The sequence below is a fragment of the Gordonia sp. IEGM753 genome (assembly GCF_050321825.1).
GTDB lineage: Bacteria > Pseudomonadota > Gammaproteobacteria > Pseudomonadales > Pseudomonadaceae > Aquipseudomonas.
On the sequence record NZ_JBNQGB010000001.1, the window covers coordinates 1,015,650 to 1,041,120 of the forward strand.

A 25,471-nucleotide genomic window follows, 5' to 3' on the forward strand; every position below is an offset into this window, starting at 1 on the left:
ATTTTTTTGCCTGGAGAAAAGTGATGCCTGCAAATGAAACTCGCGGGGTTCGCAATCGTAACCCCGGAAACATTGACTACAGTCCGACCAACCAGTGGCAGGGCCAGCTCAAACTAGACCCCGCTATCGAGAAGCGGTTTGCGAGATTCGATGTACCGGAAAACGGTATTCGTGCTTTGGGCAAGGTGCTGCTGACATACAAGCGCAAACACGGGCTGAAGACCGTGAAGGCGATCATAAGCCGCTGGGCGCCCTCGGTAGAGAACGACACCGCCGCTTACGTGCGAGCTGTCGAAGCCAATACCGGCACTAAGCCTGGTGCCGAGATCGATCTGACTAGCCCCACTGTGATGCTGGGTTTTGTCAAAGCCATTATCCATCACGAGAACGCCGGCTATGCCTATCCGGATTCGGTATTGGCCGAAGGTGTGCGGAGGGCGCTGACGTGAGCGGTACCGGCTTTACCAGGTTGTCGCGGGTGCTGGCTCAGGCCAAGGAGGGCGATCTTTTCTTTGAGTGCCCTGGGTGCGACATGGTCCACGGCATTTCCACTGGGGTTGGAACTGGTCCTCGCTGGGGCTACAACGGCAATGCAGAGTCACCGACGTTCACGCCGTCGGTTCTCGTCCGATACAACTGGTCGGACGGCCCGAGGGTTTGCCATTCGTTTGTGACCGACGGCCGCATCCAGTTCTTGGGTGACTGCACGCATGCACTGGCCGGCTATACCGTCGACCTGCCTGATTGGGAGGATGAGGCATGACTTCCATCTGGCTGCGCATCCTTCCTTATGTAGCTGCGCTGCTGATCGGGACGGCTGGCGCATGGATGTGGCAGGCCAACAGCTACCGTCAGATCATCGCGACCAATGAGGCGAGTCGTCAGGCAGATCTAACGAAGATCGCCAATGCTGGCGCCACTCAGGCTAGGCAGGCAGTTGAAAAACAGCAGGCCGCCGAACAAGCACTTGCCGCCCTCGACCAGAAGCACCAAAAGGAAAAAACCGATGATCTCGCCGAAAACGAAAAACTGCGCCGCGCTGCTGCTGACTCTGCTCGCCGGCTGCGCATCGCGGGAAGTTGTCGTGCCAGTAATAGGAACGTGTCCGGCACCGCCAGTGCCGCCAGCCTGGGCGATGCAGGAACCGTCGAACTCTCTGCAGCTTCTGGATCAACTGTTTTCGATATCCGCGCCGGGATCATTGCTGATCAAGCAGCCTTGAAGGCGCTCCAGCGTTACGTGGCCGAAGTCTGCAGTCGGTGAGCGCGAGCTAGGACGGGATTATCGACCGGACTCATTCCGAGCTTCGCGTGCTGCCTTCTCCTTTTTGTGGTTCTTCAAGTCCATTCTGGCGCCTACGGCAACGACGACAACTCCGAAGACGACCAACAAAACCATTAGACTGATAGGCATATTCAGCTCCCTGCAAAGAAACGCCCATTGAACCCGCTACCGCTGTCTGTGCCAAATCGGTGAGGTAACAGAATGTTTCACTGAGGCTTGGGCTATCCTTCTCGATGTTTTGCAGCTGAATCCGCATCTGCAGCCATCAAATCGATCTGGTCCAATGAACAAGCAACTCGCTGGACTCTCGTTCTTGCTGACCCTCACCTGGGTGATCGTCGTAGTATCGGTGATGTATTGGATGTCGCAGTGAAGGTAGGGGAACGCTTCGCGCCGCCAGTGTGCCCACCAATCCCGACTGGGGCATGCGCCGGGAAATGATGAGTCAGAGCTACACGACCAAGCTTGACCAGTTATGGAAGGTGTCATGTGTTTGATGGAGCGCTGCTAGGGCACGACATAATCCGGCTAGTGAACGTTTCCGACCCTTTGTTGACGTTCAATAACTGGCTGAGCGACTAATATTCTGCGGATGAATACAGCTCAATGCGCTGAACGCGTTGGTCTGCAGGAGTGGTGGATCGTCCGCGTAAGCTCTCTTTATTTGGAAAGACAGGCGAACGGTCAGAAATGACCGGCGGTGTGGGTAGGGTTCCTGAATGATTCGCTCGGGGCAGCAATGTCTCAGCCACCACCCCGCATCCGCAAGGAACTTATATAATGGCTATACCCGCCATCCTGCAAGAAGGTCTGCAGATTCCAGTCATTGCCGCGCCAATGTTCCTCGTATCAAGTACTCGGCTGGTAATTGAAACCTGCAAGCAAGGCATCATTGGTACCTTCCCTGCTCTGAATGCCAGGACGCCCACTCAGCTTGACGACTGGCTTAACGAAATCGAGAGCGCGTTGGGCGGAAAGGCTGCCGCCAAATTCGGTGTCATGCTGGTCATGCATAAGTCGAATGAGCGCTTGGAGACAGATCTCAACACCATCATTCGGCACAAGGTACCCTTGGTCATCACTGCCGTGGGCCATAGACCTGAGGTAGTTGCGGCAGTGCATTCGTACGGTGGACTGGTCTTTCACGACGCCATCAATATGAAACATGCGATGAAAGCGATTGAAGCAGGTGTTGATGGCATCATTCCGATTTGCGCGGGCGGTGGCGGCCATGCAGGAACACTCAATCCCTTCACCTTTGTCAGCCAGCTACGGGCGAAATTTAAAGGCTGCATCGCCCTCGGTGGCGCTATGGGCGACGGCCGTCAAGTCCGTGCGGCCAAGGTGCTGGGCGCCGACTTCGCTTACATGGGCACTCGCTTTATTGCCACAGAAGAAGCTAATGCCGACCCGCGTTTCAAGCAGATGATCCTTGATGCGCAATCAACCGATGTAATTTACACCAACAAGGTGACCGGAATTGGGGCTAACTTTTTGCGGGAAAGCCTGATTCGGTCCGAGCTGGACTGGCGTGAAGGAGTGCCTACCCCTGAGATTTCGGTCGAACATGAAGAAAAAATGGTCGCTTGGCGCGACATCTGGTCGGCTGGCCACGGCGTCGGACTAATCGACGATGTGCCCCCGGTTGCCGAGCTGGCGCGGCGCCTGAAAGCTGAGTACGCCGAGGCACTCAAAAGTTGATGAGCATGGGGCTCCACAGAGTTTAGCGGATCTCAGCTCGACATAGCGCAAGGTGCATAAATGCTTGGCGCAGGTCGAAACTGAAAGTAACGCAATGACTGCTTTTGGCCGATTTCTGTCTGTTGCGAAAGGCTAAATCGACCTAGAGCCGCCCTTTGTGAAGCGCGGCTTTGGATTGGAAAACGGCTATACGATGTATCTCATCAGTTACTGCGCAGGTAAGGTTTTCCAAGATCCCAACGCGATTGCCAGTGTGCAATATATTGGCGGGAAACCTCTGGCATATCGCGAATGACTACAACATTTTCGGAGTTGGATGTTTCTGCGGACGTCGCGAAATTGAAGGAGCCCGTTTCGACGATATTTCCGTCGACCACGATTGTCTTATCATGATGAAGGTGAAACTGGTCGTTGGTCCGCAACTCCACTCCTTTGCCGGTCACAAAATTCATGGCCGCTTTGCTTGTCTTGCCTAAGTTGCGTTTCTTGTCGATCACTATGCGTACGTCTACTCCACGGTCCTTTGCCTCCACCAGTGCTTGCATTATGTCGGGAGCCTGAAACGCATAGGCCAGCATCTGGATGCTGTGCTTGGCACTTGTAATCGTTTCAATAACCAGTGTTCTCGCCGTGCCTTCCGGAGAAAAACCAACCTGGATATTGGGTTCTGCACAAGAAAGTGATGGGAAGCTGAGCAGGGCGGTCAGTGCTATGTATTGCCATCTCATTGTTCGAAAAGACCTTGTGTCGTGTGCTCAGGCACCCATTTGTACCTGCTAAACCTGAGGTTACCTGAGTTGCCGCCTGAGGCAAATTGAACGAGTTTTCCAAGTGCGTCCGACTGACTGCTTCTGGCCGCTGCTGGCCGTTCTCTACCTATCGTGACAGGCAGCAGTCGACCCAAAGCGGACATTGATAAGGTGATCTTTTGATTCGTCACTGTCTTTCATATTGCTGCCCTTCAATCAGAATCCATATCCGTGATAGCGCTCAAATTGGAAGCTCCCAGGAAGTAGAACATTCCACCTGCAACAATGAAGAGCGCAAGCATATAGAAGATGTAGTGGGGAGGCTGAGTCGCCAATACGATTCCGCAAAGCACCGGCCCCAGCGCCGCGCCAAGGTTGGACAGGTTTTGTGCTCCGTAATACATGCCGCGCAGGTTGTCCGGAGCGATCTTGTCGATGAACATGTACTCGGCGGGGAATACGATGATCTCGCCGACCGTAAAAATGGCCATGGAAATGACCCAGAGCAGGATAGAGGTCGACAGGGCAAAACCCGCCAACCCCATCATGAACATACTCAGTCCCGCGACCAGCCACAGATTCAGATGCCTGTGAGAGATCTTCCTGCCTATGGAGTATTGCAAACTGATCACCATCAGCGCATTGGTCGCCACAACTGTACTGATGATCTGGTAGGTGGATTCTGGTGTCGTAGTGACCACCAGATACTGCGAGAGGTAAGCGGTGAACTGGCCAAAAACTACCGCACTTAGCAGCCCACCAAGAGTGAAACACACCAACCGATAATCCTGGAGTAACAATTTTCCTACGGCCAGAAACGGTACTGGTTTCTGAGCTGAATCGGTGGCGTTCAGGTCTCTATTGCCCCAAACGAAATAGATGAAGAAGAATCCTGCTCCAAGCCCGGCTGATAACAGGAATGGCAAGCTGATATCCAGTTTGGCCATGCCAGCGCCAAGAAACGGGCCGACGGCATACCCGATGTTGGTCAGCGTATATTTGATCGAGAAAACTTCGCCGCGATCAGTGACGGGAAGCAGGCTGCCAAATCCTGATTTAACCGAGATATCAATGACCGCATAAGCCAGGTTGATCAGTACCAGGCAGCTGTAGAACAGCCAAAGGTCGCGAGCCAGAAACGTCCCGAGAAACCCCAGCGTGAACACGCCACTGAAGGCCAGGATCAGCCGGTAACTGGATATCTTGTCGACCAGAAAACCACCGTAAAGACTCAATAACGACCCAATGATCAGTGTGCTGCCTATAACCAGGCCGACATCGGCGACACTCAGGCTGAAACTGCCGGAAAGGTAAATGACCAGATAGGGTAGGGTGATTGCTCGCGCCAGGGTCAATATCAGGGACGCCGATAGCAGCAAATTTATTGTTGTCGGATAGTTTTTTAGCGTGGTCAGCATCCTTGCCTCATCTTTCAGCAGGTTGTTTTTTATGGTGTTTGTCAGTCGCAAAGTGGTGATTGATGCGCGAGTCAAGCTTACTGGGGAATTATGTTCTCATTTATGATGTTTTTTATCGTATCGACAGAACTCAATTCATGAATGCGGGGCGTCCATGTTTTCCTCCGAACGTTTAAAGGGCATTGATGTATTTGTCTGCGTTGCCGACTCTGGCAGCTTTAGAGGCGCTGCCGAGCGGATGAGTCTGACGGCTTCGGCAGTCAGCAAAGGAATAGCTCGATTGGAGAGCAGGCTTGGGACTCGGTTATTCCATCGAACAACTCGAAGCTTGTCACTGACGGATGCGGGGATTGCGTTCTATCGCACATGCACAGGCGTGCTGGCTGAGCTCGAAGAGGCTGAGCTATCCCTACTTGCCGAAAACACTGAGCCTCGTGGCAGGATCCGCATTGACATTCCAGGTGCATTCGGCCGCCTGCAGGCACTTCCGATTATCCTGCGATTTGCCCAGGAACATGCGCTGCTGCTGCCGCACATTTCTTTTTCCGACCGTTTCATCGACCCTATCGAGGAAGGTGTCGATATCGTCGTGCGCATCGGTGGTTCGGACGTTTGGCCCGCCACATTGGGGCACCGCTATCTGGGCAGTGAGTGGCATATCTTTTGTGCGTCTCCCGCATATTTGAGTAAGCACGGCACGCCCTTGACCGATCGCGACCTGGAACATCATCAGTGCATCGCTTACGGCTGGGCGGATGGTACGGTTAGCCCTTGGAGTTTTTCAGGAAAGCATCCGGGTGAAATTGAACGCAGGGCGATAGCCGCAAAATTCGTTGTTGGAGATGGCGAAGGTCTGGCGATCGCGGTATCGGCGGGATGCGGGATCGCGCAGTTACCGTCATGGTTGATCGAACGTCAGCTTGAAGAGGGGACATTGGTTGAGGTGCTTCCCCAGTTGGCAACCGATGGCCAGGCGATCAATTTGATTTGGCTAAAGAGCCGTCAGGCGCTTCCTAAGGTCAGTGCATTATTGGAAGCTCTTGCCGCTGGTTTGGTGCCGTTTGCTAGAAAAATCCAATGACCGCTTATGGCCGATTTCAGCCTGTCGCGACCGGCTTAAAACGACCCATAGTGGACATCTCGTCTAGGTCACGGTATTCGACGGTGCGGATAGGCAAGGAAAGTATTTTGCCAAATCGGTGTGACTCGACCCTTTAAAGCGGCCGGTTGAGCAGCAGTAAACGGGTCGCCAGCGCTATCATTACCGCAGCGAAGCCATAAGCACCAAGGCGTTTAGATATCATGCCTTTGCTGAGGCGCCCATGCAGCCGTCCGGCGCAAAATCCGATCAGGGAATGGAAGATCAATGCGATCAGCGCAAGCAACAAACCTAAGAACATCAATTGCGAGGTGACGCTGCTGGCACCTACGCTGACGAACTGCGGCAGGAATACCATGAAGAACAACAGCGCCTTAGGGTTTAACAGACTGTTGAGCGTGGCTCGGGCAAGGATCTTCCGAAACGAAGCCTGTATAGCTTGAGTATCAGTGTCCGCAGGAGGGGTCTTCAATGCCTGCCAGGCCAGCCACATCAGATAACAAGCCCCAGCCCACCGTAGCAAGTCAAACGCCGGCGCCCAACTCATCACCAGCGCACCGAGACCTGCGCTAACCATGACGGTCATCAGAACATCGGCCAGGGTTATTCCTAGTGCTGCGGCGAGGCCGGCGCGCCAACCGTGGGCAACTGCATGGCTGCTGACGATAGCCATGTTAGGGCCAGGCACGATCAGTAACATCAAGGCGGCGGCAATGAATAGGTAGAGGTTAGTGGCGTCCGGCATAGAGCAATACTTCCTTGGGTGAGGAGTGATGCTAACCGGTAGTAGTTAGGCAGAAGCAGATACAGTGGGGATGGATTTGGCCGCAACAGTATGGTGTGGAGAGGCAAAATCCGTTCGACAGCATGGTGAAAAAAGTTCGAGCGGCTGCTATTGGCCGATTGCGGCCTGTCGCGAATGGCAGCTATCGACCCAATGATCATGCATTTAAGATGGCAGCCGAGTTTCCCCCGATCACTTTTACTCTCCATTCATCACTGCTAGGATTCTGCCTCATGCACATGAGGAAGCGGGATGCCGACAAAGCATGCTTTAGCAGAAATAATTGAACGCTTGCACACTAACCAACGAGGCTTTGACGGGGCTCTGCAGGGGCTACTGACCATTGTTGAAAAATTTGGTGGAGTTGAAGCTGTCAAGCGCATTCGGGACACGTTAAAGGCTGTTCAGGACATCACTTCGGAGATTGATGAAGCTTATAAACAGGCAAGTGTGACCAGGCAGGCGTCTAGGGAAATTGTCGGAACGGGCCCAAGCACTATTGGCAGTCGGTTACGTGAGGAGCGTGTCAAGCTGAAGATGACTCAACAACATTTTGGAGCCGTTGGTGGCGTGAATATTGATGCTCAGTATAAATATGAGCGAGGAGTGCGAATCCCCAAAGCCGATTATCTGGCAAACATAAATTCCTTGGGGGCTGACATTCACTACATTACTACGGGTGCTCGATTACATACTGCCAATCACATTGAGTGAATGACTTTATGAAGAAAAGTCCGGTCAGTTCCGAAATCAACTCGGAAAAAACAACGCGTATGATTGTATTCAGTAGACCCCTAATTGTCATTGAATCAATTAATTATCAAGGGCTATATCGTCTATCTAGGTTAAAAAATTGGGCTCTGTCTTGGTCGCTGCCATATTCTAAAGACGTTGGAAAATCATTTTATAGCAGGGGTGTAGGGGAGTTTTTATTGGCTGACCTCACAGCCGATATAGTAACTGCTCGTGGAAAAATGCTTAGGCCTAACAAAGGTTCTATAGCAGATAATGGAACGTTTAGTCTTGAAAGCTGGGTCGAAGAGCAAGGCTCAGCAGTTTTCAATGTTTTTGATTGCAAGGGTGATCCAATCATTATAAAAAAGCTGACGGCATCTATTGTAGATAGTGGTGTTTCAAGAAATGGGAGGTTCGCGTTTTGTAAGACCAACTTTAGCGCGGTGAAAGATCTAACCGGGCATGCGGATAAGATTTTTCTTTTCGATCTAGAAAAAGGGGCTGAGTTATTCTGCGTGACACCAGAAATGGATGTCGTGAACAGCTACAGCTTTGATGAGGTAGAAAAACTTCTAATTGCTCATACCAAAGGTGGACGAAAATTAATTTATAATGAAGATGGAGTTCTGGTTACTTAACGAATATTGACAGGAGTGGGTATCGTTTTAGCCACCTACAGTCCTATGTGAATACGCCCGAATGGCCGCTGCTGGCCGTTCTCTAGCTATCGTGACAGGCAGCAGTCGACCCTAAGCGGTCATTCACCGTTAACCGGGCACATGGCCTGGAATGCCTAGGGCAGTCAGCTTGTTCTAGATCAATGGCAACTCAGACATCTCTACCAGCAGTTGCCCAAATGCATCGGCCGCAGGCGTCTTTCCTGCGGTATTCCAGATCAGTCTGAAGTCAGCATCCAACAACGCTGGCAGGCCATATTGACCGTCGATGACGACCATGCCGGGCTCTAGATCTCCCAGCGGTAGTGCAGTGACGGCAAGCCCCGCCAAAACCGCTGCGCGCAGTCCTTTTTGACTGGGAGAGGTAAAGGCGACCCGCCAATCCACGGTGGAATGCTCCAATGCTTCTATGGCCACTTGGCGGTGCACACAGGGCGCGGGTGCAAACGCCAGCGGCAACGGGGAGTCGCCGGTAAAGTCGAAACTCTGCGCCGCGGCCCAGACAAACTGGGTTTCGCGCAACACGGTACCGCCGGCCGGACCGCCGGGTAATGCCATGACCACGGCCAGATCGAGCCCGTCGGCATCGACCAGCGCGCGCAGATCGAGGTAGGTGCCAACGGTTACATCCAGACGTACTGCGGGAAATTGTCTGGCGAACCGACTTAACAACGGCGGCAGGCCGTCGCCGATAAAGTTTTCTGGCACGCCGAAGCGCACGGCCCCGGATACCGATGACGCTTCGAAACGCTTGGAGAGCGCATCTTGCGCTCTGAGGACGTGTTCGGCATGGCGCAGAAAATCTTCGCCATCTTCTGTCAGCGTCAAACGTCGAGTGGTGCGCACCAGTAGCGTGGTACTTGCCTGTTCTTCCAGACGGCGGATCTGATGACTGATCGCTGACTGGCTCAAGTGCAGCCGCTCTGCGGCCCGAGTGAAACTACCGGTTTCCTTGATTGCAACAAAAGCACGCAACAGAGCGGGATCGAAGTCCATTTAGCCAACTCATGACGAATATTAATAAAACTTACGAAATTAAATCACTTCTGTCATTTTTTAATTACTTCCAGAATGCGCCCGGTCACTTGGAATTTATGTCTGGTAACGCTGGCGATGCTGTCGTGTCTGCCCCCTGATAGTGCTCAGAGTGGTCTTGCCGGTGCCCATCAACTTGATCTGGAAGATCACTATGCAGTTCTCTTCTTCGCAAAAAGATGTTTTCACAATAGCCGCCGTTTGCCTGGCATCGCTGATGTTCGGCCTGGAAATCTCGAGCGTGCCGGCAATCCTGCCCACACTTGAATCGGTTCTGGGCAGCGATTTTAACGATATGCAGTGGATCATGAATGCCTACACCATCGCCTGCACCACGGTGCTGATGGCCACCGGCACGCTGGCGGATCGGTATGGGCGCAAGCGGGTTTTTATCATTAGCCTGGTGCTTTTCGGTATGGCCTCTCTGGGCTGTGGCTGGGCGAACAGCGCCGATGTGTTGATCGCCAGCCGATCCCTGCAAGGTATGGCCGGTGGAGCCATGCTGATCTGTCAGGTGGCCGTACTGTCTCACCGATTCCAGTCGGGAGCTGCGCGCAGCAACGCGTTCAGTGCCTGGGGAATCGTGTTCGGTATTGGTTTGGGGTTTGGGCCGATTATCGGCGCTGCCATCGTGGCAATGTCGAGCTGGGAATGGGTGTTTCTGGTGCATGCGCCCATTGCGGTGCTCGCGCTGGTGCTGGTGAGCACCGGTGTCGATGAATCACGCGATCCGCAGCGTCGCAGGCTGGATGTGTTGGGCATTATTTCGCTGTCGCTGGCCGTGCTGGGTCTTTCCTGGTTCATCACTCAGGGAGCCGGAATGGATTTCACCGGCGGTTCGGCGATCACCGGCCTGATTGTGGCAATGGTTAGCTTCATCGTCTTTGTCGTTGCGCAGCGACACTGTGTTGATCCCATGTTCGACTTCTCTGTATTGCGGATACGCCGCTTTTCGGGTGCTTTGCTAGGGTCGGCAGGCATGAACTTCAGCTTCTGGCCATTCATGGTCTACCTGCCTCTGTATTTTCAAAATGGCCTGGGCTACGCCAGTGTCGGCACCGGTCTGGCACTGTTGGCGTATACGTTGCCGACGCTGGTTGTCCCACCGTTAGGCGAACGGCTGGCGTTGCGCCATCGACCTGAAGTGGTGATTCCCGCAGGTTTGTTCACCATAGGTCTGGGGTTCCTGCTGATGAAATGGGGCAGCAGTGTCACGCATGCCAGCTGGCTGACGATGCTTCCCGGCTGCCTGATCGCGGGGATTGGACTGGGGCTGACCAACACGCCTGTTACCAATACCACCACCGGATCAGTACCTAGTGAACGTGCTGGCATGGCCTCCGGCATTGATATCAGCGCCCGTATGATCAGTCTTGCAGTCAATATTGCGCTGATGGGATTCATCTTAGTGGAAGGCATTCTGTCTTCATTACGCAGTCAGTTACCAGGCTCGCCCGATGACGTGCAATTGAGGTCGCTGGCGCAGAGTCTCTCTGCCGGCAACGCTGCCGTGCTAACGCAGACTGGCCAGAGGACTGCGATTGCGGTCGATGTCGCTAATACAGCTTTGGCGCATGGGTTTGGCTGGGTGATGCTTTATGGCGGTATCGCTGCTTGGCTGCTCGTGGCGGCGAGCTGTTGGGTCTTTCATTCGAGCAAGGCCGTTCATTCTCAGTAATGACGGTTATCCGGGCGGCTGCTTTTGGCCGAGCGTGTTGAAAAAGTCGGTCCTTCCAGACTGCCCCCCTTACTGACTGCTGAAAACGCCCTTTTTTTGCGCGCAGCTACGCGAAATCTTAGCTCGGAACCCTCGCTCAAAGTAAAGACTTCAATCTCTAGCGCGTACTTTTCTGCCGTGGAAACCATGGCCGACTTTTTCAACAGAATCGGCCGAAAGCATTCCCTGAGGAACGACAGCTTTCGATATTGTGGCGGACATGGGCGAACTGACCATGTCCGCTCCGAAATGGGCAGCGAATTTTGTGCTACTGAGCACATTACCTACTACAGCATTGGAAGCATTTTCGGATTGAACACGATCTCCCACAAATGCCCATCCGGATCAGCGAAATATGCTGCATATCCTCCATAAAACGTTTCTGCCGGCAGCTTGACTATCTTTGCTCCGGCTTTCCTCGCTTCTTCTAGAACCGTATCGACCTCATCCTTGGAAAACACATTGTGTCCGATCGTTGAGCAAACATTCCCTGCCTGAAGCGGTAATCCGGTATCCGAGGCAATGCTTTTCGTCGGCCACAAGGCAAGTTTAATTCCACCGTGCAGATCGAAAAACGCAACAGCACCGTTCTCGAACTCAGTACCAATAATGCCTTCCGTGGCTAGGCCAAGCCCGTCGCGGTAGAACCTGACGGAGCGTTCGAGATCTTCCACGCCGAGGGTAAGAACAGAAATTCTAGCCTGCATGACGCTCTCCAATTTAAAGGAAGTGAACATCACCAAACGGGGTCGCCGTGGAGCGGACACACGACCACCATCCCGAGCTCGCTAATTTAGGTGAAGGTCGTGGGGTTGGACTAATGCCAACGCAGAACTCCCGAGGGAACAGCCGGACTAACCATACCGGCCCGTCTTTTCGACATTTGGATGCTACATCGCATTTAACACTTTGTATGCTTTTGGCCGATAGCTGCCCGCAGCCCTTTACTCCGGCGTCATCATTACGGCGAGCGTCATTTTGATGAACTCTTCGTTATGACCGATGGTGTACAGGGCGCCTCTTACATTTCCGCCAACCTCTGTCGCGCCGCTTTGCTCGGCCCGAAGCGTCAGCTCCATGATCGCTGCTTCGAGGGCGAGCTGGTTTTCGTAGATCTTGGAGAGCAGGGAAGGGAGTAGGTCTGAATGTGAGTTTGGCAAGGTGAAATCCTCCGTTAAGAGGTGAGGGTAGCATCGAGTTACATGAAGGAGATTTTATGATCGGCAGGACGCCGGGAAGGGGGCAAATCAGAAAAGTTTTGTAACGGTTACCAAAAAGTTTTGTAACGCATGCAAAAAAACATGAATTTCCCCAAACCCCAGAAACGACAAAGCCCTGGATAATCAGGGCTTTGTCGGTACAAATATGGCGGAGGCGATGGGATTCGAACTCATGGACCTGTTACAGTCGACGGTTTTCAAGACCGTTGCCTTAAACCACTCGGCCACACCTCCGTTGCGTTGCGGGCGCCATAATACCTGAATGAAACACACTGTCAAACTCTCTGCATAGCTTGTTACAGAGCGTCTGTTATGATCTTTGCGACTGAACGTTACAAACCAACAGGAGTGTCGCCATGCGCGAACAGGATTACGCAGTTAATAACGGCGTGCAGGCTGAGCAGCTAGAGGTTAGCCGCGTCCTGCGCAACACTTACGGCTTACTCGCTCTCACCCTCGCATTCAGCGGCGTGATGGCGTTCGTGGCCCAGCAGATGCGTGTCGGCTACCCGAATATTTTCGTGGTGCTGATCGGCTTCTACGGGCTTTTCTTCCTTACCAACAAACTTCGCGATTCCGCTTGGGGCCTGGTGTCGGCATTTGCCTTGACCGGTTTCATGGGTTTCTTGCTTGGCCCGATCCTCAACCGCTATTTGGGTATGCAGGGCGGCGCTGAAGTTGTCAGCTCGGCGTTCGCGATGACGGCGCTGGTGTTTGGCGGTCTGTCGGCCTATGTGCTGATTACCCGCAAGGACATGAGCTTCCTCGGCGGTTTCATCACGGCAGGCTTCTTCGTGCTGCTGGGTGCCACGCTGGCGAGCTTCTTCTTCCAGATCAGCGGTCTGCAACTGGCAATCAGCGCAGGTTTTGTGCTGTTTTCCTCGGTCTGCATTTTGTTTCAGACCAGCGCCATCATTCAGGGCGGCGAGCGCAACTACATCATGGCAACCATTAGCCTGTATGTATCGATCTACAACCTGTTCATCAGCTTGTTGCAGATCTTCGGCATCATGAGTCGCGATGACTGATCGACATGCTTGAAATGAAAAACCCGCTTCGGCGGGTTTTTTTTCGTCTGCGATTTGATTATCACTCACGCCATGGGCGGCAATCGTCGTTTAACCGGTGTTTTCTTGACGATGGCGGTGTTGGTTTCCGCGTGGGTATTAAGGCGGTCGAGCAGGGTGTCCAGCTGTTCCATGGAGCGCACATGCAGACGGGCGATGAAACAGTCATCGCCGGTCACCTTGTCGCATTCCGTGAACTGCGGGATGGCCTGAATCTGCCGCTCCACTTCCTGTAACTGCCCCGGCAGTGGACGAATGCGCACGATGGCCTGAAGTTGATAGCCAAAGCTCTTGGGATCGATCTCGACGGTGTAGCCCTTCAATACACCACGCTCCTCGAGGCGACGCAGACGCTCGGCGACACTGGGCGACGACAACCCGCTGACGTGCGCCAGGGCCTTAAGCGAGCGTCGCGAATCTTCCATCAATGCGCTGATCAGCACCTGATCGATGTCGTCAGTCATGGCAAAACCTCTATTAGGCAATTGATCAAAAAAACCTTGATAAAAAAGGCAGAAAACGAGTTTAACCTGATTTTTGCGCTGGAGAACGCTCCGCCCCGATTGTCATACTTTGCGCTCTAAAACAGGAGTCTGAGCAATGGATAACACCTTGCGACGCGGGTCATTCGAGATGACCGCCGCCATGTTGATTTCCGGCACCATCGGCTGGTTTGTGCTGGTGTCCGGGCAGCCGGTGCTGGACGTGGTGTTTTGGCGCTGCGTATTGGGTGCTGGCACTTTATTGCTGATTTGTGCGGCATTCGGTTTTCTGCGCAAGGGTATTTTGACTCGCAGCACGTTCTTGTTGGCCGTGCTCAGCGGCGTGGCGATTGTCGGCAACTGGGTGCTGCTGTTTGCGTCTTACTCCCGAGCCTCGATTGCCATCGGCACCGCGGTCTACAACGTTCAACCGTTCATGCTGGTGGGGCTGGCAGCCGTGTTCCTCAATGAAAAAATAACCCTGCAAAAACTATTCTGGCTGGGCGTTTCATTTGTCGGCATGTTGGCAATTGTCAGTGCCCATGGCGGGCAGGGCGAGAGCGGCGGTGATTACCTGATGGGCATCGCCCTGGCGTTGGGGGCTGCATTTCTTTATGCAATTGCAGCGTTGATGATCAAACGTCTGACCGGCACGCCACCGCATTTGATTGCCCTGATTCAGGTCTGCACCGGTGTTTTGCTGCTCGCGCCGTTTGCGCACTTCTCGCCGTTACCCGAAGCGCCGAGTGCGTGGGCCAGTTTGATCACCCTGGGTGTCGTGCACACAGGTTTGATGTACGTGCTGCTCTACGGCGCAATTCAAAAGCTGCCAACGGCATTGACGGGAGCGCTGTCGTTTATTTACCCGATAGCGGCCATTTTCGTTGATTGGTTTGCGTTCGGTCATCGCCTGCAGCCGCTGCAGTGGATAGGCGTGGCGGCGATCTTGTTGGCTGCCGCCGGCATGCAACAGGGCTGGGGGTTGAAAAGTCGTCGGATTATTGCACCATAATTAGCTGAATGTATGGATGCCAAACGCATTTTCGATGGCGGCCAGTTTGTCCCCGGTGACCCGGTGAGTGGAGTAGTAACCCTCGCTGCCGAGGGCATTGAATACCTGCGCTTTTTCGCTATTGGCGATAAATACGCCACTGGACTCAAGCCATCCTGGAGCGTTCCTGATATCTGTTGGCGCCATGTTCCACTCCGCGGAACAATCTTTTTTGAATAAAAGAAATATTTCTATTTGCTGCTCGTCCAGCACCCGCATGTAAGGGGTTGTGCTGATGTTGTGATGTGCCAGCAGATTCAGGCATACAGCCTGTAGTTGAGCTGCCGCCTGCGGCCAGCAGGCTTGTTGTAAGTCGATGCTTTGTCGGACGGTGGGCAGGTACCAGTTCAGTGAGTCAGCACCGTGGCGCTGATCATGCTCAGGTGCATGGGCAAATAGAGGAAGCGAAACATTGCCCGGAATGTATTGGAAATGAGGCATATTTTTGTCGGAACTGGCTTCGAGTGAGTTCTGCACGATGAAGTCGCCAGGGCTGCCTGATTGACTCAGGTATTCAATCATTTCATTGAAGTACTCCGTGCGGTTATGTGTTCGCATGTCGCTGCGCCGATGGGATTCGTGCGCGTTAACGGAATGGTTATACGACTCCAGCTCCCTGATGGGTTGTTCATCAAAGTAAAGCTCGCTGTCGTCTCTGAATTTGCATTGCAGCAGGTCGAGCTTGATTGCATTTTGTTGATGCTGCGGTCTTAGGAAGTCAGGGGTAATGATTTTTTGATTAAAAAAGTAAGGGCTGGTGGGCTCCTGTTCCATAAAATGCGAGCCGTTTAATAACAGCGGGCGTGGTGCTGTGTGATTGTAAAATCTGGAATTTGATTCTCGATCCGACTGCAGTTTAGTCATGCGTTGTTTTTTCTGTGTGTCATCAATCCCCAAACTATCAAGAAAGCGCTGCCTGGGAGCTTGCAAGACTTTTTCGGCAAATATTACTGCTGATGTTTCGCCTAATAAATCGATCATATACGGTGAAAGGTTATCTGCCTCGCCGGGCGTGGCGAGTGGGTGAGTCATCTTTTCAATGCCTCCTCCCGCGCCTCGCACACTATTCATGGCAGTAAAGCTTTCGTCGCTCTTTTTATGGGTGAGTTTTGCTGTGTGCGGCTGGTCGCTCACGGTAAGTGTATTAAATCCGTTTACAGTATACCTGTAGTGTGTGCTTATCATCGTGTCAAAGTCAGAAGTGTGGAGTGAGCGACCATATTCTAGGGGTTAGTTCGCCTCAGTCGATGAGACTGTCATTCAACAGGCGATGAGTGATGAAATGTTGCAGGATCATTGGTTTTGCGAGATTTATCGAGTTAAGTTGAGTTAAGTCAATGTCGACATTGCTGTCGGACAGCAGTTGAGTGACGCCGGCGAGGTCATCGATCATATAGTAGATAAAGAGCAGAAGTGTTTGGTGAGTCTCCGGCAGAGTCGCCCGTAATGGCAGCTGGCTAATATACTCATTCGCCAATGCTGCCCTGCTGTTAAATAAGTTAATATTTTTGTTTTCAGGGGAGGCTATTTTTAGTTGTGCAGTATGGTCCTCGTAGAAGTCATGAAGATTGCTGACCGTTTTGATAAGCGTGTCCATCGTGAGCAGATAATTGGGGCGGGAACTGAAAACGACCTGCTCAAGATCGCGCCTCAGTGGGCCGTGAAATGCCTCATTGGTCCTTTCTCTGATTTGAGTGCGGGCAGGAAAGGCTTTATTCTCGGAACAGTCCGGTTTTAATTCTGCATTTTGATCGAAGTTCATTAACAGCGGAACGATTTCCAGCACGGTATCTTTACGCCACGCACTGTCCTGGATCAAGCGAGGGATCTGCTCAATGACCTGAGGTAGTTTGTCGTAAGTATTCATTTGCTTTTCAAATAAAGCAGGGTTTTTAACGACGTTACCTGAGCTGTTGAAAAGTGCCGCCGTAATGCTGTCGAGTGCCTTAACGCTGTTGCGGTCGATAAGGTCTCTGATCTGTGAGTTTAACGCTCCCTTTTCTAACGTCATAAACTCCATGAATTTTTCCGGTGTGCTGGCTCTAAATCCACCTAGCACAAAGTTTTGCAAGGGTGAGAGATGGCCAGCGGTTTCAAGTTCCTGAGGTGAGAGAAATGGCTGGCAACGTTCCAGGCCATGAAAAGTCATCAGCTCTGCACTCCTGGACTCACCCGTATCCAGCCCATCCTTATTACTCGCCGAGCGATGATGTGCGATCATTTCGGTACGAATGCCGGTTTCTATCGGTGTATTGCTATCCGGGTTTTTAATAACGATATATCGCGCTCCTGGAACATCACGAAATTCCTGTTCCAGATTTTCCAGGGTCGGAAATTTTGTGGCAGCTTCGGAGCTGGTAAACCGGATGGTTTGGTGAGTTTCATAGGGGAAAGCTGCTAAACACTGTTCTGTGTTTGATTCCAAGGTGCCGGTTATACGTGTGGTAATAAGTTTGAATTCGGCGGCGTAATTACTGTTGTCAACGTGGAACATCCACTCTCTATACTTCCCATCGTCTTTGCTTGCCGGATTGTCCATGAAGCGAAAATTAGAGACGGCGGGAATATCACCCAATTGAAACGCCGCTTTAAATAGTTGCAGTGGCGTTAATTTGGCATCAAGGCAGCGAGGGTCTGTGATGTCAGGTTTTATGTTTTGGGTGGCAAAGTCGACTTTTGAATAATCAGGTTTGACCACGGCGTGGCAGGCCATTACTTCATCGTAAAAAGGCTTGAAAGCGATGTAGGAGGGCATGTCTACTTCGCTTGCGGAGACGCCAAAGGTTTCCCATTCTTTGAGAATTAATTCAACCTGAGGTCTTAGGTCGTGGTCAATGAGCGATGTAAGATTAAGACGCAAGGTTTGTGTTTGATCAAGGTTGGACAGCTGTTTGTAGTGGGTGCGCTCAGAGCTGTTTAAATCAGTTATGGCGCGAAATCGATTAGGGATCGACGTGCTTGAATTGAACTGAGCAATAATGGTGCCGGTAAGGTTGGGGTTTTTTGTCATCTCTGTCGTACAGTGAATCATACGATCCACGCAGCGTATGCCCATTGTTCGCGCCGCATGCATACTCAGTGGTTTAAGTTCAAACAGGGGTGCTGTCGTGTTATGAGTGGCCTGAAGTACATAAAGTATCTTGTTTGTAGCGTCCAGGACAAAACGTTTTTTTTCTTCGGCTGTATGCGCTTCTATATATGTAAATGATCGCGAAGGGGGGGTAAAGCTGCAAATGTTAGTGTTGGGCATCCTTTAATTCCTTTGTGGGTGTTGCTCCTTTCTTGAATGAGTGATTTTAGGGGTTGGTATAAGGTCGGCTATCAGATAAAGCTCATAGCGTTAGTTTAAAATTTTCTTTCAATAAACATTATAGTTTGCTGTGTGTGATCGTATGTTTAGCTTACAGACTCAGATATTCCATCTCGGCGCCGTCTTAGCCAATCGCTGGCGCATCTCGCTGATATTCGCCGCGAACTGCAGGATCAATAAACGGTAACCGTCCAGCGGACTGTAGACCGGTGCGTCCAGACTTGAATCTGGCGGGAGCTCGATCGGGCGATTGAGGCGTTGCGAAGCGCCAGTTTTCAGTGCTCGGGCCATCCCGATCAGTTGCACCCGAATCATTCGGTGTTCGGCTTTGAAGGTCGTTTGCAAATTGGCCATCGCGTCGGGATCGTTGGCGTCCGGTCGGGTGTTGCCGAGAATTTCCAGGGTACTGACGCACATCCGCAGATTGCGTTGAATGGCATCCAACTCGGTCATGGAGATCTTCACTTCCTTGGACACCGACGGCATCAATGATCGCAGTTGCACCATCACCGTATTCAGGCGACCCGTCAGTTTGTGGTGCTCGTCATCGGTCACGGGCTGGCCGTTGATGATGCGTCCATAGAGGGTGGCGCAATCGCGCAATGAGTCGGCCAGGTTGTAGCGCCAGGAATACACCGCGTACAACGGCAAGGCGAACGAAAAGGCCAGGGCGAGGGCGATGCCGATCAGAATATCGACGCTGCGCCACAACCCATCGGTTATCTGATTGTCGCCGTGGCCCGCCACGATAAACACGGTGATTGCTGACAGCAGCGCCGTGTAACCACCCTTGCCGATGGCGTGATAGGAGAAAAATCCGCACACCACTGACATCGCGAAATAAGTCAGCCATGGCATGCCGATCCAGGCTTGTTGCGCTACCAGCAGCAGCCCGACACCGGCACCGATCAAGGTGCCGATGGCGCGCTCGGCAGCTTTTTTGCCGATGTTGCCATGATGTTGCAGACCGCCAATCACCACCAGCATTGTCACCGACGCCCACTCACCGTGAGGCAGATTGATGCCGGTGGTCAGCAGGATTGTGGCCAGCAATCCAAGCGACACGCGCACCGCGTGAATCAATTTGGCGTGGCGATAGCGCCGATACGGGTCCAGCAACGGACGTAATATTCGACGCAGCAGCGGTGGCAGTCGATTGGTTTTGAACATGCTCAGGCGTGGGCCCTCAGAAGATGTAGTCGGTGGTCAGGAACGTTGAGTCGCGCCCGCGAATGATTTCGCTGATCAGCGCTTTGTTGCTTTCCTGGAACTTGGTGGCCACCAGCGTGCGAATCGAAAACACCCGCAATGCATCATGTACCGACAGTGTGCCTTCGGCGGAGTTCTTGCGCCCGTTGAACGGATAGGTGTCCGGGCCGCGCTGGCACTGGGCATTGAGGTTGATGCGTCCGACCTGATTGGCGAACGTATCCACCAGCCTGCCGACTGCGACCGGATTGGTGCCGAAGATACTCAGTTGCTGGCCGAAGTCCGATTCCAGGACGTAATCGATCACTGTGTCCAGGTGACGGTAAGGCACGATCGGCACGACGGGGCCAAATTGCTCTTCCTGGTACACGCGCATCTGCGGCGTCACCGGGTACAGCACGGCGGGGTAGAAGAACGAAGCACGCGCTTCACCTCCGTTCGGGTTGACCACGGTCGCGCCTTTGCTTTCGGCATCGGCCACCAAGGCATGCAAATAGTCGACCTTGCCCGACTCCGGCAATGGCGTCAGCGACACGCCGCTTTCCCACGGCATACCCGGTTTGAGCGTGGCGAGTTTGGCGTTGAATTTCTCGATAAACGACTCGACCACGTCCTCGTGAACAAAAAGGATTTTCAGTGCGGTGCAACGTTGCCCATTGAAGGAAAGAGAACCGGTGACCGCTTCGTTGACCGCATTATCCAGATCCACCTCGGGCAGCACGATGCCGGGATTCTTCGCGTCCAGACCCAATGCGGCACGCAAGCGGTGAGGCTTCGGGTGCAGTTTTTTCAGGTCGCTGGCAGCCTTGTTGGTGCCGATGAACGCAAAGATATCGATTTTGCCACTGGCCATCAGCGCGCTGACCGTCTCGCGGCCGCTGCCGTAGATCACATTGATCACGCCCGGCGGGAAGCTGTCGCGGAACGCTTCCAGCAGCGGACGAATCAGCAGCACGCCGAGCTTCGCCGGTTTGAACACCACGGTATTACCCATGATCAATGCCGGAATCAACGTGGTGAAGGTTTCGTTCAGCGGATAATTGTAAGGCCCCATGCACAACGCCACGCCCAGTGGTACGCGACGGATTTGGCCCAGTGTGTCCTGCTCAAGTTCGAACCGGCTGGAGCGGCGGTCGAGTTCCTTTAGGGCGTTGATGGTGTCGACGATGTAATCGCAAGTACGGTCGAACTCTTTTTCCGAGTCCTTGAGGTTCTTGCCGATTTCCCACATCAGCAACTTGACCACGGCTTCACGTTGTTCGCGCATCCGGCGCAAGAACGCTTCAACGTGCTGAATGCGTTCGGCTACACGCATCGTTGGCCACAAACCCTGGCCTCGATCGTAAGCGCGCACCGCAGCATCGAGTGCGGTGAGGGCGGTGTCGGCATCCAGCAGTGGCGTGCTGCCGAGGATGACTTGTTCATCGCCGTGTTCGCCTCTCAGGTAAACCGGGCTGCGTACTTGGGCGAGCGGCCCGGACCAGGTTCTGAGTTCGCCATCGACCAGGTAGTCACGTTGCTCGGTCTGACCTTCGATACGGTACTGCTGTGGAATGCTGTCGGCGTCAGGAAACAGGTTGCCAAGGATAGGTGCTGTGGTCATCTCGCTACTCCGTGTGATGTAAGCCATACGCTGGCGGCTTGCAGTTCAGAATTCACTTCACAGGTTATACGCCTTATTACCCTGACTTTTTAAGTGCTGAGTCGCTCTACTGCGCGATCTTTTGACCTGGCGACACACAATGGGCAAGGCTGCGGGTAAACTTCGCGCCTTTCTTAAGGAGTTGACATGAGTTATTACCAGCCGGGCATCCTCGCCACACCCGTTCCGCCTCAAGCCCGTCACCTGTTCTTTGCGCTGGAGTCCGTCGAAGCGTTGCCGGCTGCACTCGATAAGCTGCTGCAACTGGTTGACGGAAAATCGGTGGTGGCTGGTTTTGGCGAGTCGCTGGTCAAGGCCATGCACGCTCAAATCGACGGTCTGCGTGCGTTTCCGGCGCTGGTCGGTGTTGGCGTCGATAACCCTTCGACGCAGCACGCGATGTGGTGCTGGTTGCACGGCGACGACCGTGGCGAATTGCTGCATCGCAGTCATGCTATTGAGGCAGCCCTGGCACCGGCTCTGCGATTGGTACAGATGAACGAAACCTTCCGCCACCTCACCGGCCATGACCTGACAGGTTACGAGGACGGCACCGAGAACCCGCACGACGAAGCCGCCGTGGCTGCTGCGTTGTTGAGTGAGGGTCCAGAGGGCCTGGTCGGTGGCAGTTTTGCTGCGATCCAGCAGTGGCAGCACGATTTGAAGGGCTTCAGCGCGATGTCGCCCCATGAGAAGGACAACATCATGGGCCGTCGTCTGATCGACAACGAAGAAATCGACGACGCGCCGATCTCAGCCCACGTCAAACGCACCGCTCAGGAAAGTTTTGCCCCCGAGGCGTTTGTGGTGCGGCGTTCGATGCCGTGGATCGAAGGTGATCGCGCCGGGCTGATGTTCCTCGCGTTCGGTTTTTCGCTTGACGCCTTCGAAGCTCAACTGCGCCGCATGAGCGGTCTGGAAGATGGCATCACCGACGGTTTGTACCGCATGAGCCGCCCGATCACCGGTGGCTATTACTGGTGTCCGCCGCTCAAGGACGGGCGACTGGATTTGCGCGCACTGCGTATTGGCTAACGCGTAGCGGCTGCCGAGCGGGCTCGGCAGCTGCAGCGTTTCTGGCAATCTAACCTTATGCATAAACGGTATTTCTCAAGCGCCAGATCAACGCAATAAGATCACGTCATAACTCGTTATGACAAGTGATCCTCCATGACTGATAACGTTCTTTCCCTCGCCAGCGTCCCGCTGCACACTCAACTGCGAGACGTGCTGCGCGCCCGCATCCTCGATGGTGAATACCCGCAAGACAGCCAGATGCCTTCTGAGAGCGAACTGGGCGCGCTGTTCAAAGTCAGCCGTATCACCGTGCGCCAGGCGCTCGGTGATCTGCAAAAAGAAGGGCTGATCTTCAAAATCCACGGCAAAGGCACGTTTGTCGCCAAGCCAAAAACCTTCCAGAACGTCAGCACGTTGCAGGGCCTCGCCGAGTCCATGACCGGTCGAGGCTATGAAGTAATCAACCGCTTGCGCAGTTTCAAATTCATCGCTGCAGACAAACTCGTTGCTGAACGTTTGCAGGTCGCTGAAGGCGAGATCGTGGCGCAGATCAAGCGAGTGCGGCTGATCAACCGTGAGCCGATATCGCTGGAAATAACCTACCTGCCCAAAGCCATCGGCGAACGCCTGGAGAAGGCTGATCTGGTCACGCGTGACATTTTCCTGATCCTCGAAAACGACTGTGCGCTGGCGCTCGGTCACGCAGACCTGGCGATTGACGCGGTACTCGCCGACAGCGACCTGACCCAGGCCCTGAACGTTGAGGCCGGCTCGCCGATCATGCGCATCGAGCGTCTGACCCATGACGTCGAGGGTCGCCCCGTGGATTTCGAACACCTGTACTACCGTGGCGATGCGTTCCAGTACCGCTTGCGGATCGATCGGCAAAAAGGGGATCAGGCATGACCCACAGCACCGTCACCAACAATTGCATTGATAGAAAGACGCTCGAACAGGAATACGACATCGTTGTGATCGGCGGCGGCACGGCGGGCCCGATGGCCGCAATCAAGGCCAAGGAACGCAATCGCGATCTGCGTGTGCTGCTGATCGACAAGGCCAACGTCAAGCGCAGCGGCGCGATCAGCATGGGCATGGACGGCCTGAACAACGCGATCATTCCGGGCCATTCGACCCCCGAGCAGTACACCAAGGAAATCACCATCGCCAATGACGGCATCGTCAATCAGGCTGCGGTCTACGCCTACGCGACCCACAGTTTCGAAACCATCGAGCAACTGGACCGCTGGGGTGTGAAATTCGAAAAGGACGAGACTGGCGATTATGCGGTGAAAAAAGTCCACCACATGGGTGCCTATGTGCTGCCGATGCCGGAAGGGCATGACATCAAGAAAGTCTTGTATCGCCAGTTGAAACGGGCGCGGGTGAGCATCACCAATCGGCTGGTTTGCACACGCTTGCTCACGGATGAAGCGGGCGCCGTCAACGGCGTGATGGGCTTCGATTGCCGCACCGCTGATTTCCACGTGATCAAGGCCAAAGCGGTAATCCTGTGCTGCGGTGCCGCCGGCCGCCTGGGCCTGCCATCCTCGGGTTACCTGATGGGCACCTACGAAAACCCGACCAATGCTGGCGACGGCTACGCGATGGCGTATCACGCCGGCGCCGAACTCTCAAACCTTGAGTGCTTCCAGATCAACCCGCTGATCAAGGATTACAACGGGCCGGCCTGCGCTTACGTCACCGGCCCCTTGGGTGGTTACACCGCCAACAACAAGGGGGAACGCTTTATCGAGTGCGATTACTGGAGCGGCCAGATGATGTGGGAGTTTCACCAGGAACTCGAAAGCGGTAACGGCCCGGTGTTCCTCAAACTGGACCACTTGGCCGAGGAAACCATTCAGAACATTGAACAGATCCTGCACAGCAACGAACGCCCCAGCCGTGGCCAGTTTCATGCCAATCGCGGTACCGATTACCGCACGCAAATGGTCGAGATGCACATTTCTGAAATCGGCTTTTGCAGCGGGCACTCAGCGTCCGGTGTGTGGGTCAACGAAAAGGCCGAGACCTCGGTCAAGGGCTTGTACTCGGCGGGCGATATGGCGGCAGTGCCGCATAACTACATGCTCGGCGCGTTTACCTATGGCTGGTTTGCCGGTACCAACGCGGCGGATTTTGTCGAGGCGCGTGAGTTTTCAGCACTGGATGCTGCGCAAATCGAAACAGAAAAGGCCCGGGTGTACGCACCGTTGGACCGCGAACATGGACTGCCGCCGGCTCAGGTCGAGTACAAGCTGCGACGCTTTGTGAACGATTACCTGCAACCGCCGAAGGTGACCAAGAAGATGCAGATCGGCCTGCAGCGTTTCAGCGATATCCAGCGTGATCTGGATCAGATCAAGGCGCACAACGCCCACGAGCTGATGCGCGCCATGGAGGTCAGCATGATCCGCGACTGCGCCGAAATGGCCGCGCGAGCGTCGTTGTTCCGTGCTGAAAGTCGCTGGGGGCTTTACCACTATCGGGTCGATCATCCGCAACGCAACGACAGTGACTGGTTCTGCCATTGCCACCTGAAAAAAGATGAAAACGGCCAGATGAGCAGTTTCAAAAAAGCCGTCGAGCCTTACATCATCCCGCTCGATGCCGAAGAAATGCAGGCTTACGACCGGCTTCGGGTCGGCACCTTTGCGGCCTGAGCAACACCTAAACAGAGAGACCGAAAATGGCCTATCAACCTCAGGAAATCTTCTTCCGTTCCAATGCGCCGGTCACCGTCGATGAAGACCTGTGCATCGCCCACAAGGGCTGCACCGTGTGCGTGGATGTTTGCCCCATGGACTTGTTGGCGATCAATCCGGCCACGCAAAAGGCCTACATGGCGTTCGACGAATGCTGGTACTGCATGCCCTGTGAAAAGGACTGCCCGACTGGCGCGGTGAAAGTGGAAATCCCTTATTTACTGCGGTGACTGAAAGGACGCCATCGCTGGCAGGCCAGCTCCCACAGGGGATTTGCAGTGAGACACAATCTTGCTGGCAACCGAGAACCTTGTGGGAGTGAGCCTGCTCGCGATCGCGGTGGGTCAGTCGACATCAATGCTGAAAATTGGATCGCCATCGCTGGCAGGCCAGCTCCCACAGGGGATTTGCAGTGAGACACCCATTTCGCTGGCAACAGAGATTTTTGTGGGAGCTGGCCTGCCAGCGATGAGGCCCGCCCAGGCCCCCCAAAGCCATCCGGCAACCCCGGACGCTTGCTTCAAAACACCCCTCGTTTCCCACCGCGCCCTGATCGTGGCGGAGACGAA

The 25,471-nt window shown here is 53.9% G+C and carries 26 protein-coding genes and 1 tRNA gene; 15 read left to right on the top strand and 12 right to left on the bottom strand.

From position 1 onward, the window contains the following. The first annotated feature begins 23 nt into the window (after positions 1-23). From ACQR3R_RS04735 to ACQR3R_RS04755, 5 genes are all read left to right on the top strand, one after another. Positions 24-449 carry a hypothetical protein gene (locus ACQR3R_RS04735; RefSeq protein WP_428270855.1) on the top strand — a complete coding sequence of 142 codons (426 nt, stop codon included), beginning with the start codon at positions 24-26 and terminating at the stop codon, positions 447-449. After that, complete coding sequence (locus tag ACQR3R_RS04740; protein ID WP_428270856.1) at positions 446-763, top strand: ubiquitination-like system serine protease family protein; 318 nt, start codon at positions 446-448, stop codon at positions 761-763. Before ACQR3R_RS04735 ends, ACQR3R_RS04740 begins: the two co-directional genes overlap by 4 nt. Next, complete coding sequence (locus tag ACQR3R_RS04745) at positions 760-1,263, top strand: lysis system i-spanin subunit Rz (protein ID WP_428270857.1); 504 nt, start codon at positions 760-762, stop codon at positions 1,261-1,263. The genes ACQR3R_RS04740 and ACQR3R_RS04745 overlap by 4 nt, the downstream gene beginning before the upstream one ends. Before the next feature lie 377 nt (positions 1,264-1,640). After that, positions 1,641-1,781: a DUF4113 domain-containing protein gene (locus ACQR3R_RS04750; RefSeq protein WP_428272595.1), complete on the top strand. Its 141-nt coding sequence runs from the start codon at positions 1,641-1,643 to the stop codon at positions 1,779-1,781. A gap of 283 nt (positions 1,782-2,064) precedes the next feature. After that, positions 2,065-2,985, top strand: coding sequence for a nitronate monooxygenase (locus tag ACQR3R_RS04755; RefSeq protein ID WP_428270858.1), 921 nt, complete (start codon positions 2,065-2,067; stop codon positions 2,983-2,985). A 203-nt stretch (positions 2,986-3,188) separates the two neighbouring features. Here the strand turns inward: ACQR3R_RS04755 and ACQR3R_RS04760 are convergent, their stop codons facing one another. Together ACQR3R_RS04760 and ACQR3R_RS04765 are read right to left on the bottom strand one after the other, a co-directional pair. After that, positions 3,189-3,713 (bottom strand): phospholipase D-like domain-containing protein, encoded by a 525-nt coding sequence (locus ACQR3R_RS04760; protein WP_428270859.1) that lies wholly within the window; start codon positions 3,711-3,713, stop codon positions 3,189-3,191. 233 nt (positions 3,714-3,946) lie between these two features. Next, positions 3,947-5,152, bottom strand: coding sequence for an MFS transporter (locus ACQR3R_RS04765; protein WP_428270860.1), 1,206 nt, complete (start codon positions 5,150-5,152; stop codon positions 3,947-3,949). 154 nt (positions 5,153-5,306) lie between these two features. Between ACQR3R_RS04765 and ACQR3R_RS04770 the strand changes: the two genes are divergently transcribed. Then, complete coding sequence (locus ACQR3R_RS04770; protein WP_428270861.1) at positions 5,307-6,233, top strand: LysR substrate-binding domain-containing protein; 927 nt, start codon at positions 5,307-5,309, stop codon at positions 6,231-6,233. A 133-nt stretch (positions 6,234-6,366) separates the two neighbouring features. Here the strand turns inward: ACQR3R_RS04770 and ACQR3R_RS04775 are convergent, their stop codons facing one another. Beyond that, positions 6,367-6,996, bottom strand: coding sequence for a LysE family transporter (locus ACQR3R_RS04775; protein ID WP_428270862.1), 630 nt, complete (start codon positions 6,994-6,996; stop codon positions 6,367-6,369). 291 nt (positions 6,997-7,287) lie between these two features. Between ACQR3R_RS04775 and ACQR3R_RS04780 the strand changes: the two genes are divergently transcribed. Both ACQR3R_RS04780 and ACQR3R_RS04785 read left to right on the top strand, forming a co-directional pair. Beyond that, positions 7,288-7,749: a helix-turn-helix domain-containing protein gene (locus tag ACQR3R_RS04780; RefSeq protein ID WP_428270863.1), complete on the top strand. Its 462-nt coding sequence runs from the start codon at positions 7,288-7,290 to the stop codon at positions 7,747-7,749. 8 nt (positions 7,750-7,757) lie between these two features. Then, the gene (locus ACQR3R_RS04785) at positions 7,758-8,408 is read left to right on the top strand and encodes a hypothetical protein (RefSeq protein WP_428270864.1); all 651 of its coding nucleotides are present in this window, start codon (positions 7,758-7,760) and stop codon (positions 8,406-8,408) included. Between the two features lie 174 nt (positions 8,409-8,582). Here ACQR3R_RS04785 and ACQR3R_RS04790 read toward each other — a convergent pair whose 3' ends face one another. Further along, the gene (locus tag ACQR3R_RS04790; protein WP_428270865.1) at positions 8,583-9,443 is read right to left on the bottom strand and encodes a LysR family transcriptional regulator; all 861 of its coding nucleotides are present in this window, start codon (positions 9,441-9,443) and stop codon (positions 8,583-8,585) included. A gap of 175 nt (positions 9,444-9,618) precedes the next feature. Between ACQR3R_RS04790 and ACQR3R_RS04795 the strand changes: the two genes are divergently transcribed. Beyond that, positions 9,619-11,160, top strand: a complete 1,542-nt coding sequence (locus ACQR3R_RS04795) for an MFS transporter (RefSeq protein WP_428270866.1) — start codon at positions 9,619-9,621, stop codon at positions 11,158-11,160. 326 nt (positions 11,161-11,486) lie between these two features. Here ACQR3R_RS04795 and ACQR3R_RS04800 read toward each other — a convergent pair whose 3' ends face one another. From ACQR3R_RS04800 to ACQR3R_RS04810, 3 genes are all read right to left on the bottom strand, one after another. Next, positions 11,487-11,906, bottom strand: coding sequence for a VOC family protein (locus ACQR3R_RS04800; protein WP_428270867.1), 420 nt, complete (start codon positions 11,904-11,906; stop codon positions 11,487-11,489). Positions 11,907-12,143: 237 nt separating this feature from the next. After that, complete coding sequence (locus tag ACQR3R_RS04805) at positions 12,144-12,359, bottom strand: hypothetical protein (RefSeq protein WP_428270868.1); 216 nt, start codon at positions 12,357-12,359, stop codon at positions 12,144-12,146. A gap of 206 nt (positions 12,360-12,565) precedes the next feature. Further along, positions 12,566-12,653, bottom strand: a tRNA-Ser gene (locus ACQR3R_RS04810). 122 nt (positions 12,654-12,775) lie between these two features. Here ACQR3R_RS04810 and ACQR3R_RS04815 point away from each other — a divergent pair. Beyond that, positions 12,776-13,447: a Bax inhibitor-1/YccA family protein gene (locus ACQR3R_RS04815; protein ID WP_129393287.1), complete on the top strand. Its 672-nt coding sequence runs from the start codon at positions 12,776-12,778 to the stop codon at positions 13,445-13,447. A gap of 65 nt (positions 13,448-13,512) precedes the next feature. On the opposite strand, the gene ACQR3R_RS04820 is transcribed toward ACQR3R_RS04815, so the two are convergent. Further along, complete coding sequence (locus ACQR3R_RS04820; RefSeq protein WP_428270869.1) at positions 13,513-13,950, bottom strand: Lrp/AsnC ligand binding domain-containing protein; 438 nt, start codon at positions 13,948-13,950, stop codon at positions 13,513-13,515. Between the two features lie 136 nt (positions 13,951-14,086). Between ACQR3R_RS04820 and ACQR3R_RS04825 the strand changes: the two genes are divergently transcribed. Beyond that, positions 14,087-14,980: an EamA family transporter gene (locus tag ACQR3R_RS04825; RefSeq protein ID WP_428270870.1), complete on the top strand. Its 894-nt coding sequence runs from the start codon at positions 14,087-14,089 to the stop codon at positions 14,978-14,980. Here ACQR3R_RS04825 and ACQR3R_RS04830 read toward each other — a convergent pair whose 3' ends face one another. From ACQR3R_RS04830 to ACQR3R_RS04845, 4 genes are all read right to left on the bottom strand, one after another. Further along, positions 14,981-16,153 (bottom strand): hypothetical protein, encoded by a 1,173-nt coding sequence (locus ACQR3R_RS04830; protein ID WP_428270871.1) that lies wholly within the window; start codon positions 16,151-16,153, stop codon positions 14,981-14,983. Between the two features lie 106 nt (positions 16,154-16,259). After that, positions 16,260-18,269 (bottom strand): hypothetical protein, encoded by a 2,010-nt coding sequence (locus ACQR3R_RS04835; RefSeq protein WP_428270872.1) that lies wholly within the window; start codon positions 18,267-18,269, stop codon positions 16,260-16,262. 159 nt (positions 18,270-18,428) lie between these two features. Continuing rightward, entirely contained in the window at positions 18,429-19,499 is a 1,071-nt protein-coding gene (locus ACQR3R_RS04840) for an FUSC family protein (protein WP_428270873.1), read from the bottom strand. A gap of 16 nt (positions 19,500-19,515) precedes the next feature. Continuing rightward, positions 19,516-21,141, bottom strand: a complete 1,626-nt coding sequence (locus ACQR3R_RS04845) for an aldehyde dehydrogenase family protein (protein WP_428270874.1) — start codon at positions 21,139-21,141, stop codon at positions 19,516-19,518. Positions 21,142-21,327: 186 nt separating this feature from the next. On the opposite strand from ACQR3R_RS04845, the gene ACQR3R_RS04850 reads away from it, so the two are divergent. The 4 genes from ACQR3R_RS04850 to ACQR3R_RS04865 all read left to right on the top strand — a co-directional run bounded on the left by ACQR3R_RS04850 (position 21,328) and on the right by ACQR3R_RS04865 (position 25,132). Continuing rightward, the gene (locus tag ACQR3R_RS04850) at positions 21,328-22,215 is read left to right on the top strand and encodes a Dyp-type peroxidase (RefSeq protein ID WP_428270875.1); all 888 of its coding nucleotides are present in this window, start codon (positions 21,328-21,330) and stop codon (positions 22,213-22,215) included. A 135-nt stretch (positions 22,216-22,350) separates the two neighbouring features. Continuing rightward, positions 22,351-23,103: a UTRA domain-containing protein gene (locus ACQR3R_RS04855; RefSeq protein ID WP_428270876.1), complete on the top strand. Its 753-nt coding sequence runs from the start codon at positions 22,351-22,353 to the stop codon at positions 23,101-23,103. Further along, positions 23,100-24,860 (top strand): fumarate reductase/succinate dehydrogenase flavoprotein subunit, encoded by a 1,761-nt coding sequence (locus ACQR3R_RS04860; RefSeq protein WP_428270877.1) that lies wholly within the window; start codon positions 23,100-23,102, stop codon positions 24,858-24,860. The genes ACQR3R_RS04855 and ACQR3R_RS04860 overlap by 4 nt, the downstream gene beginning before the upstream one ends. A 26-nt stretch (positions 24,861-24,886) precedes the next feature. Then, on the top strand, positions 24,887-25,132 hold the full coding sequence (locus tag ACQR3R_RS04865) for a 4Fe-4S dicluster domain-containing protein (protein ID WP_007946457.1): 246 nt from the start codon (positions 24,887-24,889) through the stop codon (positions 25,130-25,132). Positions 25,133-25,471 lie beyond the last annotated feature (339 nt).